The organism is Williamsia soli, assembly GCF_017377795.1.
GTDB lineage: Bacteria > Actinomycetota > Actinomycetes > Mycobacteriales > Mycobacteriaceae > Williamsia > Williamsia soli.
Genome location: NZ_JAFRDR010000011.1, coordinates 126431 through 143276, shown reverse-complemented (window position 1 = coordinate 143276; position 16846 = coordinate 126431). Strand labels below are relative to the sequence as shown.

Here is a 16846-nt window from a genome sequence, read left to right as displayed (position 1 = left end):
CTGAGATACCCACGGAGGATCGGCATGTACCGGGTGGACGTCCGAATCGAGAATCGGCGGAACTTCCTCGTCAGCATCGCGCGTGAGGCTGTCGACGAAGCCGGCGCATACCGGCGGACGGTCCCCATCGAGGAGGGGTACCAGGCCGCCGCGCTCGACCTCCTCGCGCAATTGACCGGGCGTGCTGTCTCTTCGGATGAGGTCGAGTGGAACATCGCTCCCGAGCCGCACTATTCCGACGCAGTCGTGACCATTTTCAACACTCTCGAAGGCCGGTTGGCTTCGGGGTACACGGCGTCCACCGTCTTCGACGAGCGCGCCGTCGGGACGTCGATGGACCAGGTAGACAACCTCTTGCGCGTTCTCCCAGACCAGGTCGAGGGGCACGCCGACGTCCGTGCGCTGCTTCTCGAGTCGATGGAGTCGATGATGGAGGATTTCGATGCCCACCAGTTCGACGAAGAGGTTCTGTGGAGCCACGGCCGGGTACTCGACAATCTGCCGCGGGACCTGTCGACGATGCCCGACAACTGGCGCTACCAGGACGTTCTCGCCTTTGCCTTCATGGCCTACCCTCACGACGGCATCGGGGTCGATGAGCTGGTCGATGAATGCTCGGACTGGGACGAGATCAAAAGGATTGCCGAGTTCCACGACTACATCTACCGCTATTTTCATGCGCGCATCAACGGCCTCGATGACTCGGTGAAGCACTACCTCCTCGACTCGAGCGTCGGCCCCACCAATTACAGCTCGGCGCAGAGCGAGTACGGGTTCGACGTCCGTATCCCCTATGTCGTCATCTGCCATCTGCACGAACAGGGCGACCTGCGACAGTTCCTCACCCGCCAGACCGAGTTCGACGAGCTATGGGCGGCGCTCGGCAGCACAGGCAAGCAACTCCCCCTCGAGGTGCACCGCTTTCTGTCCACCTGGAGCACCAGTTGGACAGGTGCACCAATTGATCAGCGAGCGGTCCCAGACAGCTATTTCGACGAATACAGCAACCTCCCCGACATCGTGCACAGCTTCTGGCGGGAGGTCGGATTCGCAGGCTTCGACCAGGGATTGCTCTGGGTGTGCGACCCGCACGACTGGCAACCGATCGTCGACGAGTGGCTGGCCGGTCTCGACCTCCCCGACACTCACAGAACCGGCCACATTCCCCTGATCCGAACCGCGTTCGGAGAGATCATCTGTTTCACAGCCGGACTCGGCAACCTGGTCCGAATCGACCCACTTGCTCCCGAAATCCTCTATGTCACCGATGGATACGACTTCGGAACACTCATCTCGGGGCTATCGCGAGACGTCCGCGGCGCGGCATACTGGCGCCGTGCATTCGAGAAGATCGTGGCAGAGCTCGGCGCGCTCGACCACGCCAGGATGTACCTCTTCGATCCCCTGCCATTCGCCGGCGAAGATCCCCGCGGCGCCGGCGTCGTCTATCAGACAGACAGAGCAGTCAGGGCGGACGCGCGGTCGGCGATGTCGACCATCCGCGCGGCGGCGTCAGTGCACCTGCTACTCACGCCTGGGCGCATCTTCAGAGCGTTCAGTGGCAGGGGCGACTGACAACCTCATCATCGATCGTGTGGCAACGCAGATCTCACGAACTCCACCAGCGCTGCGCTGACCTCGTCGGCACGTTCCATCTGGATGAAATGGCCGGCACCAGCGTAGGTTTCGGCCCCACGAAGGCCCGGCATCATCTCCCCCATCCGGTCGATGGCACCGCGACCGGCGATCGTCAGGACGGGATCATCGCCCCCACAGAGGAAGTGGGCGGGCTGCTCTATCATCCGTGGCTGCGCGCTTTGGTGCTCCCAATTGAGGTCAGCCGCCCGATACCAGTTGAGCCCGCCGGTGAAACCGGAATCCTTGAAAGCCGAGTGATACACGTCCAGTTCCTCGGACGTCAACCACGACCAGGGCAGCTCAGGCGCCTCGGGCAACACGTCGAGGTAACCGAGGCGTCTGCCATCTCGATGACTCGGGTGCTCCCAGATGTCGAGGTACCGGTAGTCCCCCGAAAGCGCATGAAAGATGCGGGCCAGGAACTCCCGCGGCCTTCCGTCGAGTTCGGAATCTGCCAGATCCGGCTGCATGAAGTAGTCGAAATGGAAGAAGTGCTTCTGCGCCAGGTACCCGAACGCTTCAGAGGGCCTTATCGGAATGCGATCCGGCGCATAGGGCATGGCCAGCAACACCAACCCGGCGACCCGCTGCGGGTGCTCCAGAGCCAGCGTCCACGCTGCCGGTGCGCCGAAGTCATGTCCGACGACGACGGCACGTTCAATGTTCAATGACCCGAGGAGAGCGTCGAGACGAGCGGCCGCAGAGAGGTACGTGTACTCGGCTACCGCCGTCGGTGCATCGGTACCGCCGTAGCCCGGCATGTCGGGAGCTATGACCCGATATCCCGCCGCCACCAATGGCTGCACCTGATGCCGCCAGCTGTAAGCGAGTCCGGGGAACCCATGACACAGCAGCACCACCGGTCCCGAACCCTCATCGATGAACGTCCAACCGAACCCGTCGACTGTCAGCCGGCGGTACAGCATCTACAGCGTCTGCAGATCTTCCGCACTCCAGACAGCCCGCATCGTCTTGATCTTGCCGTCGTCGTCGAACACCATGATGTCGACCGGGGTGATCTTGAACGCCGAACCACCGGCCTCGGTGATCAATGTGAACTCGAACACCGCGGTATCCCCGGCGATCTTGGACCAGTGCAGCTCAGAGGTGACCTTGTCCATGGCGGCGATCACGCCGTAGAACTCGATGAGCGCCTCGCGGGTGTTGCGGATATCGGCGCCGATCGGATCCTCGACTGTCGCGTCGGCGGCATAGAGGTCTGCGACCTGCTCCGGGGTGCCGTTCGCGACCAGGTCCACGTAGGACTCGACAACCTTCTTGATTTCTTCGGCACTCGGCATCTGCTTCTCCTCGAGGATTAGAACGTGTTCTAGTTCGAGGACGTTACCCTCACTGAGCGGGAGGCGCGGTCAATTCGATGTTGATGTCGTCAGGGTCCTGAAACGACATGATGAAGCCGGCCCCACCGAGGTCGGTGATCTCGCCGTGGGTGATGTCCGCTTCTTCGAGTGCCTTCGCGGCCGCCTCGAGGTCGTCGCGCGACTCGACTGCGAAACTGACGTGATCCAGACCGGTCGTCGTGGAATCGAAGGTTTCACTGCCGACCGGACGCAAACCGAACAGGGTTCCCTGCGGCGTCGCGTAGATGGTGCCGCCGTAGAACTTCTCGGGGGATTCCCGGACGCCGTCCTCGTCGACTGCTTCAGACGAATCGATGACGATCGGCCAGCCGAACAGTTTGTCGTAGAAGGCCTTGGAACGGGCGATGTCGGTGACGGTCAGACGAACGTGTGCAAATCCGGAACTGGTGATGAGTGGCATAGCACCAACCTACCCGTCAAACGATCTTTGGTCGACCTCTTCAAAGGCAAAATCCCTTGTGCTGCAAGGGAATTGACAAAAGAGCCCAGACAGCCCTCGAGACGCCCACCGTCGGTGGGCGTCTCGATTTGATGACTGTTGGTGCGAAGAGTTCGAGTCGTCAGCGTGCCTTGTCGGCTGCGCCCTTCTCGCTGGAGGCGCCCGCGTTGGACAGATCGCCCGACGGGTTCTCCAGGTGCGCCCGGACGAACCACTGGAACTTCTCGAGTTCCGCGGTCTGCCCGATCAAGATGTCCTCGGTCACCGGGTCGATCTCGCCGGCGACAGCGATGGCCTCGCGGTGCGAGGTGATGAAGCCGACGTACACGAGGTCGAGCGCACCGAGGTGAGCTTGCACGGTGTCACGGCCGACGGAGTAGTCGTTCCACGAACGGTCCTCCTCGATGGCCTTGGCGGTCCCGCGAGGCGAGCCACCCAGAGTGGCAATGCGCTCTGCGAGGGTGTCCGCGTAGCCGCGTGCGAGTTCGACCTGCGGGTCGATCATTTCGTGGACACCGATGAAGTTAGTGCCAACGACGTTCCAATGAATGTGCTTCAGCGTGAGATGAAGATCGTTGAACGCGCTGAGACGTTCTTGCATGACAGAGACCAGTTTTTTCGTGGCGTCATCCGAGAGGCCGGGTGCTGTAAAAGTCATGACAGTCGGGTGCCCACCCGCATGGTGCCCCAAACCTTCGAACCACCCACCGCGATCAAATCGCGACCTTCAGATCACGAGATGGTAACGACGCTCTTCGCAGACGGCGGTCTCCTGTGGTTGTCTAGCCCTATGGCGGGAGTACGAGCAATTACTTGGTGACCCGAACCGACGGCGAAGGAGTCTTCGGAGGACTCGACCTGGTGCACCGATACGCACCCGTCAGGCGCCTTGCCGACGGGGCGCTGGTCGCTGCCGAGCTGCAGATCACGGGCCGCCCGGGAACCGCGGTCTCCACTCCCGAATCCCTGCGCCGGACCGCGCGACTGATGCAGGAATCGGTGGTCGTCGATCAACGAAAACTGGCGATTGCCGGGGAGAACACCACCGTGGCCGACTTCCCGGTGCTCATCACCGTCGACATCGGCTCGATCGATCACGCCGCGGCGCCTCCGGGCTATCGACAACTGGCCTCGGTGGATCCGGACGACTTCCTGCGGCACCCCAACGACATGCTCGCCGAGGTCGAACGCACGCGGAATGCAGGCCACCTGATCTGTGTAGACCTCCTGGGCATCACGAATCGCGCGATGACGTTGCTGTGGCTGATCGATCCCGATGTCATCATCATGACGGCCGAATTGCTCGCTCGGGACGACGCCGCGACCGCACAACTCGCACACGGTCTGACCGCCCACGTCGAGCGCAGTGGTGCGCTCGTCATCGCCGAGGGCGTCGACACCGAAGCCAGGCGGATCGCCGCGCAGACGATCGGTGCTGACTACGGCATCGGAAAGCTCTTCCCGCCAGTGGCCGAGCTCGCCGCGCTGGGCACCGAACCATCGGATCCTCTGCCCCTGCAGCAGTCGCGCCGGCATCCCAGCGAAGCAGCCACGACGCCGTACTCCATCGCATCTGCCGAACACCGGCCGCGCCGCGGCGACAAGCGACTCCTGATCGAGATGAGCAAGGCGCTCGAGGTTCAGGCGTCCACCGCCGGACCCGGGGTTCTGGTGCTCGGGACGTTCCAGGAGGCCAAGCAGTTCACGCCACTGACGGCGAAGCGCTGGCGGGTGCTCGCCGACCGGGCGGGTTTCGCCGGCGTCTACGGCGTCGGGTTGTCCCACATGCTCGACGGCAACGTCCAACATGCGCCGCTCGACCCCACCGACGACCTCGTCAACGAGTGGACGGTGGTGGTTCTCGGGCCGCATTCGGCCGCGCTGCTCGCAGCACGCGACCGTGACGACCACGTGCCCGACCTCGATCGGACCTTCGACGTGGTGCAGAGCTACGACCGGGATCTCGCCACCCGCGCCGCGCACTCCATCCTCACCCGATTCACCATCCCGAGCAGCGACTGAGGACCCATGGCCAACCGCCCCGACCCGGTCGACCTACGCGTCTACCAAGACGCCGATGAGGTCTTGGCGCGCGGCCGCAGCCTGCGGGAGCAATTGCCCGAGTCCGCTCACGACCACCGCGCTGCCGGCCCAGATCGTCCGGCTGTCCTCGACTACATCAGGGACAGCAATGCCGGCAGACTGGCCGACCTCACGCCGCTGCGAATCGGGCGGATGACGGTGTCCCCGTTCGCATTCTTCCGGGGCTCGGCCGGACTCATGGCGGCCGACCTCGCCGGGACGCCGGACAGCGGTCTGCAGGCCCAACTCTGCGGCGACGCACACGCCGCGAACTTCGGGCTCTACGGCACACCCGACGGCCAGATCGTCATGGACATCAACGACTTCGATGAGACGATTCCCGGTCCATGGGAGTGGGATCTGAAACGATTGTCGGCCAGTCTCGTGCTGGCCGGCCGCAGCGGCGGGGTCTCGGAGGCGGGGTGCCGCGATGCGGCGCAGGACGCGGTGAAGTCGTATCGCAAGACGGTGCGCACCCTGGCGGAGGTGCCCTTCCTGCGATCATGGTCCGCACTGCCCGACGCCTCGATTCTCGATCAGGCCAAAGCGGACGCGTTGCTCGACGACTTCGACGAAGCCTCGAAGAAGGCGCGACGCAACACCAGCGAGAAGGTGGTCGCCAAGTGGACCGAGCACCTCGAGGACCACACGACCGGTGTCCGGCGACATCGGTTCGTCACCGACCCGCCCATCCTCACCCGCGTCGATGCCGCCACGGCAGATGATGTCGCGGCAGGACTGAACGACTACGTCGGCACCCTGCGGGAGTCGCGGCGCAACCTCATCTCCCGGTTCGCTCTGTCCGACGTAGCTTTCCGGATCGTCGGCACAGGCAGCGTCGGGTTACGCAGTTACGTCGCACTGTTGCACGGCAACCGTTCGGAAGACCTCGTGTTGCAGATCAAACAAGCGAAGCAGTCGGCGTTGGCACCGTACGTCCGCGCCGACACCCCGCGGCATGAAGGCAAACGTATCGTCCGTGGTGCCCGGATGGTGCAGTCGGAGACCGACATCCTGCTGGGTTGGACCACCATCGACGGACTGCCCTACATCGTCCGCCAGTTCCGAAACCTCAAGGGCGACATCGATCCGACGTCACTGAAGCGGAGCCTGCTCGACGACTACGGTCGTCTCGCCGGCGCTCTGCTGGCGCGGGCACACGCCCGCTCGCTCGATCCGCGTCTGCTGGCGGGGTACTTCGAGGACGGCAAGGCCCTCGACAGAGACTTCGGCAGCTTCGCGGTCCGGTATGCGGACCAGACCGAGCGCGATCACTCCGAACTCGTGGCCGCTGTTGCAGCGGGCGTGATCGAAGCGGCTGACGGCTGACTGGCTAACCTGAGGGCGTGAGCGCAGAATCCGACAAAAGCCCCATTCCCTCGCCACCGACCGTGGTGCTGGCGGCGTGTGCTCAGCTGCCCACCGGCGACGGCGATGACGAGGGTTTGATCGGCGCCCTCACCGCAGCTGGGTTGTCGGCGCGCTGGCTGTCGTGGGACGACCCCGAGATCGACTCGGCCGACGGTGTCGTACTGCGTGCGACCTGGGACTACCCGGAGCGGTTGAGCGAGTTCCTCACCTGGGCCGACGGGGTCGGCTTACTCATCAACAGCGCGGCGATGGTGCGGTGGAACTCCGACAAGGGGTACATGCTCGACCTCGAGGCGGCAGGTGTCCCGATCGTCCCGACCGCCGTTTACGGTCCAGACGAGACCGTGTCCATCCCGGACGGCGAGGTGGTGGTGAAGCCGGCCGTGGCGGGGGGCTCCCGCGGCGCGGCCCGCTTCACCGACCCCCGGGAGGCCGCTGACCACGCCGCCGCACTGCAGGCTGCGGGCAGGCGAGTGCTGGTGCAACCCTTCGATCCCGCCGTGGCCGACGGCGAGACCGCGCTGGTGTACATCGCGGGTCAACGCTCACACGCCTTCACCAAGGGACCGATGCTGCCCGAGCCCGGTGAGGAGGGCGAACTCGACGAGTCCGGCCTGTACCTCATCGAATCGCTCAGCCCCGCAGATCCTTCGGAGAAATTCTGGGAACTCGGCGACGCCGCGCTGACCGCAGCCGCAGAAGCCGTCGGCGTCATCCGCGCTGACATCCTCTACGCCAGGGTCGACCTCCTGGGGACCGGCGACTCCCCTCCCCGGCTACTCGAGTTCGAGGCCGTCGAACCCTCACTGGGCTGGCGCCAGCTCCCCGAGACCAAGCGAGGACCGGCGATGGCTCGGTTCGCGCTCGCCACCGCTGCGGCGCTGGCGCGCCGGTGACCCTCAGGACGTGACCACGGCGGGCCGGACCTCCGCCATCTCCCGGCGAGCTCGCCTGCGGTTCACGATGATCCCGATGGTCGCGAGGATCCAGACGACGTACTGCACCGTCCAGGCGACGCGAAAGCTGTCGAAGGAGTACCCGCCCATCGCGTCGATGATGATGCCCATGGCCTGCATCACGAGCAACGAGGCGATGAAGCCGCCCATGTTGACCATGCCCTGGGCGGTGCCGAGCATGCTGCTGGGATTGAAGGTGCGGGCGAAGTCGAAGCCGATCACCGACCCTGGACCACCGATCGACACGACCACGACCAGGACGATCAGCAACCACAGCGGCGCCGGACCCGGCAACAGCAGGATGACCGTCCACATCAGCGCGTTGCTACCCATGATGAACAGGACCAACCGCGACCGGCGTCCGGGGAATCGTCCGGTGAGCAGTCCGATGACCACGCCCGACAGCACGATCGACACCACCGAGATCGTCAGCAACCCACCGGCCAGACCGGAAGAAAGTCCCTGTGCCGTCGTCAGATACGGGATGCCCCACATCAGCGCGAAGACCGTGATCGAGAACTGGGTGCCCATGTGCGCGAAGAAGCCCAGTCGGGTGCCTGGACGTCTCGCGACCGCCCTGACGTTTCCGAGCGAACCCCGCACCGACACCTTCTGCGCGACGACAACAGTCCCGCGGGGAGCGTTACGCACCAGCGCCAGGGTGAGCACCGCCGACAGCACGCCGAGCGCGGCAGCCGAGATGAACGCGGTGGTCCAGCCGCGCGCGTCGAGCAACGCCAGGAACGGTATGGCCGACAGCACTTGTCCGAGCTGACCGGTGATCCCGGTCAGCTGGGTGATCAGCGGCACCCGCTTCGGGGTAAACCAGCGTGGCACGAGGCGGAGCACCGATATGAAGGTGAAGGCGTCGCCGACCCCGACCATTGCGCGCGCCGCGATGGCGAGTGGCAACTCCTCGGTCAGGGCGAGAGTCATCTGTCCGGACGCCATGATCAGGGCACCGGCCACGATCATCGCTCGCGAGCCGAACCGGTCGAGCAACAGCCCGGCCGGAATCTGCATCGCGGCATACACGATGACCTGCAGGACCACGAAGGACGACAGCACACTCGGCGACGCCGAGAAGCGATCTGCGGCGTCGAGGCCCGAGACCCCGAGCGTGGTGCGATCGAGGACGGCGACAATGTAGACGAACACTCCCGTTGTCCAGACGACCCAGGCGCGCACTCATCAATCCTAGGGGGTCGACCACCGCGCGATGACCGTGGATGATTGGCGGGTGCCTGCCGCGGACGATGTGCCCGATCACCCGAACACACTGCCGGGGTCGGTCGACGCGCGTTTCACGCTTGCCGCGGAGCGCACCGTGTTGTCGTGGTTCCGTACCGCCCTCGGCCTGGTCGCCGCCGGCCTCGCCGTGATGCACGTGCTGCCCGACTACTCGACGCAGACATCTCGCGACATCCTCGGCATCGCTCTCGTGGCCTTCGGGACCGCGACGGCGGTTGCCGGCGGACTGAGGTGGCGCCAGACCACCAACGCGCTGCGCGACGGCGGGCCCATGCCGGGTCCGCTACCGATCTGGGCCCTGATCTCCCTACTCACCGTGTTCTCGGTGTTCGCGGTGATCCTGGGCCTGCAGTCCCGATGAGGGTTGGAACACCTGAGCGGCACCAGTCGTTGTACCCATCGAATGCGTCCCGCAGCCAGCGGTGACGAATCCCGAGGAGGATCCACGTGTCGCAGCAATACCGTAAGGACCCGGACGCCATCGCCCGGCTGAACCCGGACCAGTACGCCGTCACCCAGAAGTCGGCCACCGAACCCGCGTTTCGCAACGAGTTCTGGGACAACCACGAGGCAGGCCTCTACGTCGACATCGTCTCCGGAGAGCCCCTGTTCACCTCGACCAAGAAGTTCGACAGCGGATGCGGCTGGCCGAGCTTCACCCACCCGATCGACCCGGCGAACATCGTCGAGAAGTCCGACAGGGGCTTCGGGATGGTGCGCACGGAGGTCCGGTCCGCCCACGGCGACAGCCACCTCGGCCACGTCTTCAACGACGGCCCCATCGACCAGGGTGGTCTGCGTTATTGCATCAACTCCGCAGCCTTGCGGTTCATCCAGGTCGCTGACCTAGAGGCCGAAGGCTACGGCGACTACGTCGAACTTTTCAACACCCAGGAGGCAAAGTAGATGACCGAGAAGGCAATCCTCGCAGGCGGCTGTTTCTGGGGAGTCCAGGACCTCGTCCGTAAGCAGCCCGGCGTCGTCTCCACCCGTGTCGGATACACAGGCGATGACAGCAAGCCGAACGCCACCTACCGCGACCACGGTAACCACGCCGAGGCGCTGGAGGTCGAGTTCGATCCGGAGCAGACCAGCTTCCGAGATCTACTCGAATTCTTCTTCCAGATCCATGACCCGTCGACCAAGAACCGGCAGGGCAACGATCGAGGTGCCAGCTATCGCTCGGCCATCTTCTACACCGATGACGAGCAGAAGCAGGTCGCTCTGGACACCATCGCCGATGTCGACGCCTCCGGTCTGTGGCCCGGCAAGGTGGTGACCGAGGTCGTCCCGGAGGGTCCGTTCTGGGAGGCCGAGCCCGAGCACCAGGACTACCTGCAGCGCATCCCGAACGGATACACCTGCCACTTCGTGCGCCCGGGCTGGAAGCTCCCGCATCGCGCGGACGCCACCAGCTAGGACACATCACCAAAGAGCGGGGCAGGGACACACAGTCCCTGCCCCGCTTGTGATCGAAGGACACGCGATGCCCCAGCGCCGACTCCCCAAGGTCCACGACCTCGCACCGCTCATGCAGTTCAAGAAGCCGAGCCTCGATTTCAAGGCGAACCGGCTCGCGAAGGCGCAGACCGTGTACGACCTGCGCCGCATCGCGCAACGTCGCACTCCCAAAGCGGCCTTCGACTACACCGAGGGCGCCGCCGAGGCCGAGATCTCGCTCGGCCGCGCCCGGCAGGCGTTCGAAGACATCCAGTTCAACCCGTCGATCCTGCGGAACGTCGCCGACGTGTCCACCGGGTGGGACGTCCTCGGAGCACCGGTGTCATTGCCGTTCGGCATCGCCCCCACCGGGTTCACCCGGATGATGCAAACGGAGGGTGAGGTCGCGGGCGCGCACGCCGCGGCCAAGCACGGAATCCCGTTCTCGCTGTCGACGATGGGCACGACCGGCATCGAGGACGTGAAGGCTGCGAACCCGCATGGCCGCAACTGGTTTCAGCTCTACATGTGGAAAGACCGCGACCGGTCCATGGCGCTCGTCGACCGCGCCGCCGCAGCGGGCTTCGACACCCTGCTCGTGACGGTCGACGTCCCGGTCGCCGGGGCCCGCCTGCGCGACAAGCGAAACGGCTTCTCGATCCCGCCGCAACTGACGTTGGGCACCGTCGCCAATGCGATCCCGCGGCCCTGGTGGTGGTACGACTTCCTGACCACCGAGCCGCTCTCGTTCGCGTCGCTGGACCGCTGGTCCGGCACGGTCGGCGAGCTCCTCGACACCATGTTCGACCCGACCGTCGACTTCGACGACCTGCGCTGGATCCGCGATCAGTGGCCCGGCAAAGTCGTGGTCAAAGGCATCCAGAACCTCGACGATGCGAAGAAGGTCGCCCACGTCGGGGTGGACGGCATCATCCTGTCCAATCATGGTGGACGCCAACTCGACCGGGCACCCATCCCATTCCACCTTCTCCCCGAGATCGTTCGCGAAGTGGGCAGCGAATACGAGGTGCACCTGGACACGGGCATCATGTCCGGCGCTGACATCGTCGCCGCAGTCGCCCTCGGTGCCCGCTTCACCCTGCTCGGCCGGGCTTACCTCTACGGGTTGATGGCCGGTGGTGAGGACGGCGTGAACCGCATGATCGAGATCGTCGGCGAACAGGTCGCGCGGACCATGCGGCTGCTCGGGGTCAACGCACTCGAGGAATTGGGCCCCCAGCACGTCACCCAGCTCGTCCGGCTGGCGCCGCGAAGTCGCACGTCTTTGCCGTCGACCCCATAGATTGACCTCATGCGGCACAGACTGAAGGCCTGGCTCCTGCGTGACATCACGGAGGAACCAGCCGGTCAGCCCGGGCCGCTACGCAAGCCCAGCCGAGAAGAGCACAAACACTCCTGGTGGAAAGTCATGTGTCTCACCGGCGTCGACTACTTTTCCACCCTCGGCTATCAACCTGCGATCGCCGCCCTGGCCGCGGGGCTCCTCGCGCCGCTGGCCACCCTCGTCCTCGTCCTGCTGACCCTGTTCGGGGCGCTGCCGGTCTATCGCCGCGTGGCCAGAGAGAGCCCACACGGCGAGGGATCGATCGCCATGCTGGCGAGCCACCTCCCCAAGTGGGGAGGCAAGCTGTTCATCCTGGTGTTGCTGGGATTCGCCGCCACCGACTTCCTGATCACCATGACGCTGTCGACCGCTGACGCCTCCGCACACGTCATCGCCAATCCTTTTGCGCCGTCCTTTCTGTCGGGCAAGCAGGTGATCATCACCATCGTGCTGCTGATGCTGCTCACCGCGGTGTTCCTCAAAGGCTTCACGGACGCGATCGGTATCGCAGTCGGCCTGGTCACGGTGTTCCTGACCCTCAACTTCATCGTGATTCTCGACAGCTTCTGGGAGATCGCCCAGAACACCCACCTGATCACCGAGTGGCGATCGGCCCTCACCGCCGAACACAGCAACCCGTGGATGATGATCGCGATCGCGCTGATCGTGTTCCCCAAACTGGCGCTGGGCCTGTCCGGGTTCGAGACCGGTGTCGCGGTGATGCCCCAGATCAAGGGCGATCCGGGTGACACCGAAGAGAACCCTCGCGGGCGCATCCGCGGCGTTCGCCGACTGCTCACGACCGCGGCACTGATCATGTGCGGCTTCCTCATCACCTCGTCGATCGTGACAACAATTCTCATTCCGCAGAAGGAGTTCGAGGCGGGTGGCGAAGCCAACGGGCGGGCCCTCGCGTACTTGGCGCACGAGAACCTGGGCAACGTGTTCGGCACCCTCTACGATCTGAGCACCATCGCGATCCTGTGGTTTGCAGGCGCATCGGCCCTGGCCGGACTGCTCAACCTGGTGCCCCGATACCTCCCCCGCTTCGGGATGGCCCCGGAGTGGGCACGGGCCGTACGGCCGCTGGTCTTGGTGTTCGGAATGATTGCCGTCTTCGTCACCGTCTACTTCAAGGCGAGCGTGGACGCCCAGAGCAGCGCCTACGCCACCGGCGTACTCGTCCTCATCACCTCGGCAACCATCGCAGTCACCCTCTCTGCGCATGCCCATCGTCACCGGCCGAAGACCTGGATGTTCGGTGTCGTCGCCGTGATCTTCGCCTACACCACCGTCGTCAACATCGTCGAGCGTCCCGAAGGCGTCCAGGTCGCCTCGTTCTTCATCGGCGCCATCTTGGTGGTGTCATTGCTCTCGCGGGTCAACCGAGCTTTCGAGCTTCGTGCCACGTCGCTCGAATTCGACGAGACGGCAACGGAGTTCATCAGCGAGGCCGCGGCGTGGGGGCCGGTCGAGATCATCGCCCATGATCCGCACACCGTCAACAACACGGAGACGAAGCGCAGCGGAGCTCGACCATGGACGGAGACGAAGCGCAGCGGAGCTGAACGTTGGATCGACTATGACGAGAAGGCGGCGCAGCAGCGGGCCGACAGCAGGCTCGGTCCCGACACGCACATCATCTTCCTCGAGGTCAACGTCACCGATTCATCAGAGTTCGCCACCGACCTTCTCGTCCACGGCCGCAGGCGCGGGCCGCACCGCGTGCTGTCGGTGGACAGTCCGGCGGTCGCGAACTCGATCGCAGCGATCTTGCTCCACATCCGCGACGAGACCGGCGTCAACCCGAACGTGTATTTCGAGTGGTCTGAAGGTAATCCACTGCTGAACCTGCTGCGGTTCCTGTTCATCGGGATGGGCGAGGTCGCCCCGGTGACCCGCGAGGTGCTGCGCCGGGCGGAACCGACTGTCGCGAACAGGCCTCGAGTGCACATCGGCTGAGTGGGTCACAGCGGATAGGTAGAGAAGACTCCGTTCGGATCGTGCGTCGCGCGAAGCTTCCGCAGCCGCCCCAGGTTCCCACCGAAGGCGGCCTCGAGTTCGGCTTCGGTCTCGGCGAAGCCCGGTCGCACCTCCACGCTGTACACCCCGGTCGTGTGGTCGGCCAGCACCGCGAGAGTGTCGCGGGCCCAGTTCAGGCACGCGGGCCCGTCGGCCGGATCGTCCCAGATCGCATTCAAGGGGATGTTCCACTCGCTACCCCTGCCCCAGAACGCGGTGTCTGTGTCACCGACATCGGCGAGTGCGCCACCGGTCTGCTGGAAGTCGATGCGGCAGAACGGTGTCGGGGCGGCCTGGATCTGGTTCGCCAAGGCCTGAGCGACGGAACCGTCCAACGTCGGTCCGACGAATACCGCTTTGCCGTAGAAGGATCCACGGGGATCTCCAGGCTGCGGCAATGACAGCGGAACCGGTTCGGCGCCGTCCGCACCTGGCGGGGTGTACTGCGGCAGTCCGGTCAGGTAACGACCCGTCATCTCGGTCCGGTAGTGCAGTTGCCGAGACGCCGCTGCCACTTCTGTTGCCGCCGAACGACTCGTCTCGATATCGGCCGGATTTTGACTGGAACACGTTGTGTAGACAAAGAAGATGGGCTCATCGGGTACCAGATCGCTGTAGCCCAGCACGGCACCCATCATGGTGTGCCGCGGAACCTGGGGAGCGACCCGGAAGTATGTCGGCAACGCATCGAGCCCGATCACCATCCGGTCCACCCACATCGGGCCGACCTCGTGGGTACGCAGCGTCGCGGAGGTGATGACGCCGAACGGGGGTGCACATCCCCGCACCGCCCACCACAGGTCGGCGTCGTCGCCAGTACTGTTGTTAGACAAACGAACAACGCGACCTGAGGGAAGCACCAATTCGACGTCCACGAGGTGATCGAGCGTCAACCCGAGACTGCGGGTGAGGTATCCCACGCCGCCCCTCGCGATCAGTCCGAACCCGGCGTGTTCGGCAATGCCGACCGGGACGATTCGCCCCGCTGGGGCCAGTGCATCGAGCATGGCCCCGACCGTGGCACCACCGGCGACCACCACCTCCTCACCCTCCCGGTGTGCCGAGTTCATGTACCGCGACAGATCGAGCAGAACTGCGTCGTCGGCAACACAATTGGAACTCAGACCGCCACCGCGCGCGGTGACAGGAAGGCCGCAGTCATTCGCCGCGCGCACCACGGTGGCGACGTCGGCGGTTGTTCTGGGGGTCACCACGCACGCGGGACGTCGCCGGGACGCGTCCGGAAAAAACACGCGACCTAGGGTTTCGGTGTAGTTCCCGGTGTCCGGCAAATGAACCAACCCGGGAAGGTCAGCTGCCAATCGGTCGAGATGAGCTGGCTGTATGTTCACGAGGCGCCTCCTGATCCCGGGGGCGCACCGCCAACCCGTTGCTGAAGTCTCCCAGAGAACGCTCGGAGACGACCCCTGTATCACCGACCTGTGGTATTCCTTCACGTAAGCCGCTCGGATACGTACGCGGCAGTCGGGGTGAACCAAGGGGAAGTTCATGGGTCCAGCTGCATCACGCCGCCGCACAGCACGTCTGCTGATCGGCGTCCTCGCGACCGGCCTCGTGCTGGCCACGACCCCGGCCGCGATCAGCTCCGCCGACGCCGACCCCGACGCCGCGATAGTGGCTCCGGACGGTTCACATCTGGTCAGTCTCACCCTTGGCGAGGGCCGCAGAGCTGACGCCGAGGTCTACTCCGCAGCGATGGACAAGAACATCCCGCTGAAGCTGCTCATAGCGCCCGGCGACGTACCGAGACCCACGTTGTACGTGCTCGACGGCGTCGGTGGCGCTGAGCCCGAGAACGGGATCATGGCCTGGGCCGACGCCGAGGAGTTCTACGCGACCAAGGACGTCAACGTGGTGGCGACCGTCGGCGGCGATTCCAGCTACTTCACCGACTGGCAGAAAGACGATCCCGAACTCGGGCGCAACAAGTGGACCACCTTTCTCACCGAGGAACTGCCCCCGATCATCAACTCGACCTTGAACACCACCGGCAAGAACGCGATCGTCGGCCTGTCGATGTCGGCGACGTCCGTCCTGGCCCTGTCGATCAAGCGCCCCGACCTCTACGAAGGGGTGGCCTCGTTCAGCGGTTGCGCCCAGACGAGCGATCCGCTGGGCCGGGCCTACGTGTGGATCACCGTGGCGAACTTCGGCGGCAATCCCGACAACATGTGGGGCAAGCCGGATGACCCCGCGTGGGAAGCCAACGACCCCTATGTCCACGCTGCCGGCCTGCGCGGAACCGCGCTCTACATCGCCAACGCGTCAGGGCTACCGGGACAATACGACAACCTCGAGGCCGACAACGTCGATGGTGAGGTGAGCCAGTTGATCGCCCAGCTCACCGCGGGAGGAGTGATCGAAGCTGCCACCAATCAGTGCACCCACAACCTGAAAGACCGGCTCGACTCCCTCGACATCCCCGCGACCTACAACTTCAAAGACCGGGGCACCCACTCCTGGGACTACTGGCGCGACGACATCCACGACTCCTGGCCGGTGTTGGAGAAGTCGATCAACTGATCAGAAACCCAGGCCCATCCAGTCGGTCGCGACGAAGTCTCTCTCCAGAGCGCGCGCCTCGACCTTCACGTCATCCGGATCAGGGTCCAGACCATCGGCCGCGATGGCGCGCAATGCTGCCGTCACGCCTGCCTCATACGTTTCGAACCCGCCGATGATCTCGCTGTCGGCACGCCACCACACCAGTAGATGCGTGCCGTTCGGAGACGGGCAGAAACCGATCACCTGACCGTCTCGAGCCAACGTGGGGCAGCCGTCGGGGAAGCCGTCGGAATCGCTCATACGCGGACCTTATGCGGCGCCGCCGACAGCCGGGGAACCAGGACGACCGGCCTGGACGAAGGCCATTGTGTTTGCCGTCACTCCCGCGGGGTAT

17 protein-coding genes are annotated in these 16846 nt (G+C 64.8%); 10 read left to right on the top strand and 7 right to left on the bottom strand.

Going from position 1 to position 16846, the window contains the following annotated elements; genetic code table 11:
• The first annotated feature begins 24 nt into the window (after positions 1-24).
• Positions 25-1575, top strand: coding sequence for a GAD-like domain-containing protein (locus tag J3S28_RS24300; RefSeq protein WP_207843527.1), 1551 nt, complete (start codon positions 25-27; stop codon positions 1573-1575).
• Between the two features lie 8 nt (positions 1576-1583).
• On the opposite strand, the gene J3S28_RS24295 is transcribed toward J3S28_RS24300, so the two are convergent.
• From J3S28_RS24295 to J3S28_RS24280, 4 genes are all read right to left on the bottom strand, one after another.
• Entirely contained in the window at positions 1584-2564 is a 981-nt protein-coding gene (locus J3S28_RS24295; RefSeq protein WP_207843526.1) for an alpha/beta fold hydrolase, read from the bottom strand.
• On the bottom strand, positions 2565-2939 hold the full coding sequence (locus tag J3S28_RS24290; RefSeq protein ID WP_207843525.1) for a nuclear transport factor 2 family protein: 375 nt from the start codon (positions 2937-2939) through the stop codon (positions 2565-2567).
• Positions 2940-2988: 49 nt separating this feature from the next.
• The gene (locus tag J3S28_RS24285; protein ID WP_207843524.1) at positions 2989-3420 is read right to left on the bottom strand and encodes a VOC family protein; all 432 of its coding nucleotides are present in this window, start codon (positions 3418-3420) and stop codon (positions 2989-2991) included.
• A gap of 160 nt (positions 3421-3580) precedes the next feature.
• Positions 3581-4117, bottom strand: coding sequence for a Dps family protein (locus tag J3S28_RS24280; RefSeq protein ID WP_207843523.1), 537 nt, complete (start codon positions 4115-4117; stop codon positions 3581-3583).
• Positions 4118-4275: 158 nt separating this feature from the next.
• On the opposite strand from J3S28_RS24280, the gene J3S28_RS24275 reads away from it, so the two are divergent.
• From J3S28_RS24275 to J3S28_RS24265, 3 genes are read left to right on the top strand one after another with little or no spacing between them, the layout of a single operon-like run.
• The gene (locus J3S28_RS24275) at positions 4276-5481 is read left to right on the top strand and encodes a DICT sensory domain-containing protein (protein ID WP_207843522.1); all 1206 of its coding nucleotides are present in this window, start codon (positions 4276-4278) and stop codon (positions 5479-5481) included.
• 6 nt (positions 5482-5487) lie between these two features.
• The gene (locus J3S28_RS24270) at positions 5488-6870 is read left to right on the top strand and encodes a DUF2252 domain-containing protein (RefSeq protein ID WP_207843521.1); all 1383 of its coding nucleotides are present in this window, start codon (positions 5488-5490) and stop codon (positions 6868-6870) included.
• A 17-nt stretch (positions 6871-6887) separates the two neighbouring features.
• Complete coding sequence (locus J3S28_RS24265) at positions 6888-7808, top strand: ATP-grasp domain-containing protein (protein ID WP_307797395.1); 921 nt, start codon at positions 6888-6890, stop codon at positions 7806-7808.
• Positions 7809-7811: 3 nt separating this feature from the next.
• Here the strand turns inward: J3S28_RS24265 and J3S28_RS24260 are convergent, their stop codons facing one another.
• Positions 7812-9056 carry an MFS transporter gene (locus J3S28_RS24260; RefSeq protein WP_207843520.1) on the bottom strand — a complete coding sequence of 415 codons (1245 nt, stop codon included), beginning with the start codon at positions 9054-9056 and terminating at the stop codon, positions 7812-7814.
• 31 nt (positions 9057-9087) lie between these two features.
• On the opposite strand from J3S28_RS24260, the gene J3S28_RS24255 reads away from it, so the two are divergent.
• The 5 genes from J3S28_RS24255 (at position 9088) to J3S28_RS24235 (ending at position 13866) form a co-directional block, all read left to right on the top strand.
• Complete coding sequence (locus J3S28_RS24255; protein WP_207843519.1) at positions 9088-9480, top strand: YidH family protein; 393 nt, start codon at positions 9088-9090, stop codon at positions 9478-9480.
• 86 nt (positions 9481-9566) lie between these two features.
• Positions 9567-10025, top strand: coding sequence for a peptide-methionine (R)-S-oxide reductase MsrB (gene msrB / locus J3S28_RS24250; protein WP_207843518.1), 459 nt, complete (start codon positions 9567-9569; stop codon positions 10023-10025).
• Positions 10026-10538 (top strand): peptide-methionine (S)-S-oxide reductase MsrA, encoded by a 513-nt coding sequence (gene msrA / locus J3S28_RS24245; protein ID WP_207843517.1) that lies wholly within the window; start codon positions 10026-10028, stop codon positions 10536-10538.
• 67 nt (positions 10539-10605) lie between these two features.
• Entirely contained in the window at positions 10606-11862 is a 1257-nt protein-coding gene (locus J3S28_RS24240) for an alpha-hydroxy acid oxidase (RefSeq protein WP_207843516.1), read from the top strand.
• Positions 11863-11871: 9 nt separating this feature from the next.
• Entirely contained in the window at positions 11872-13866 is a 1995-nt protein-coding gene (locus J3S28_RS24235) for an APC family permease (RefSeq protein ID WP_207843515.1), read from the top strand.
• 5 nt (positions 13867-13871) lie between these two features.
• Here J3S28_RS24235 and J3S28_RS24230 read toward each other — a convergent pair whose 3' ends face one another.
• Complete coding sequence (locus J3S28_RS24230) at positions 13872-15278, bottom strand: FAD-binding oxidoreductase (protein WP_307797393.1); 1407 nt, start codon at positions 15276-15278, stop codon at positions 13872-13874.
• A gap of 157 nt (positions 15279-15435) precedes the next feature.
• Between J3S28_RS24230 and J3S28_RS24225 the strand changes: the two genes are divergently transcribed.
• Positions 15436-16470: an alpha/beta hydrolase gene (locus J3S28_RS24225; RefSeq protein ID WP_207843513.1), complete on the top strand. Its 1035-nt coding sequence runs from the start codon at positions 15436-15438 to the stop codon at positions 16468-16470.
• Here J3S28_RS24225 and J3S28_RS24220 read toward each other — a convergent pair whose 3' ends face one another.
• Positions 16471-16752 (bottom strand): hypothetical protein, encoded by a 282-nt coding sequence (locus J3S28_RS24220; protein ID WP_207843512.1) that lies wholly within the window; start codon positions 16750-16752, stop codon positions 16471-16473.
• Positions 16753-16846 lie beyond the last annotated feature (94 nt).

Bases quoted from the DNA above. Each gene is read 5' to 3' on its own strand.
- J3S28_RS24290 (WP_207843525.1), bottom strand. From the start codon at position 2,939: ATGCCGAGTGCCGAAGAAATCAAGAAGGTTGTCGAGTCCTACGTGGAC.
- J3S28_RS24255 (WP_207843519.1), top strand. From the start codon at position 9,088: ATGACCGTGGATGATTGGCGGGTGCCTGCCGCGGACGATGTGCCCGAT.
- J3S28_RS24220 (WP_207843512.1), bottom strand. From the start codon at position 16,752: ATGAGCGATTCCGACGGCTTCCCCGACGGCTGCCCCACGTTGGCTCGA.
- J3S28_RS24225 (WP_207843513.1), top strand. From the start codon at position 15,436: ATGGGTCCAGCTGCATCACGCCGCCGCACAGCACGTCTGCTGATCGGC.
- J3S28_RS24270 (WP_207843521.1), top strand. From the start codon at position 5,488: ATGGCCAACCGCCCCGACCCGGTCGACCTACGCGTCTACCAAGACGCC.
- J3S28_RS24300 (WP_207843527.1), top strand. From the start codon at position 25: ATGTACCGGGTGGACGTCCGAATCGAGAATCGGCGGAACTTCCTCGTC.
- J3S28_RS24285 (WP_207843524.1), bottom strand. From the start codon at position 3,420: ATGCCACTCATCACCAGTTCCGGATTTGCACACGTTCGTCTGACCGTC.
- J3S28_RS24295 (WP_207843526.1), bottom strand. From the start codon at position 2,564: ATGCTGTACCGCCGGCTGACAGTCGACGGGTTCGGTTGGACGTTCATC.
- msrA (WP_207843517.1), top strand. From the start codon at position 10,026: ATGACCGAGAAGGCAATCCTCGCAGGCGGCTGTTTCTGGGGAGTCCAG.
- J3S28_RS24240 (WP_207843516.1), top strand. From the start codon at position 10,606: ATGCCCCAGCGCCGACTCCCCAAGGTCCACGACCTCGCACCGCTCATG.
- J3S28_RS24235 (WP_207843515.1), top strand. From the start codon at position 11,872: ATGCGGCACAGACTGAAGGCCTGGCTCCTGCGTGACATCACGGAGGAA.
- J3S28_RS24280 (WP_207843523.1), bottom strand. From the start codon at position 4,117: ATGACTTTTACAGCACCCGGCCTCTCGGATGACGCCACGAAAAAACTG.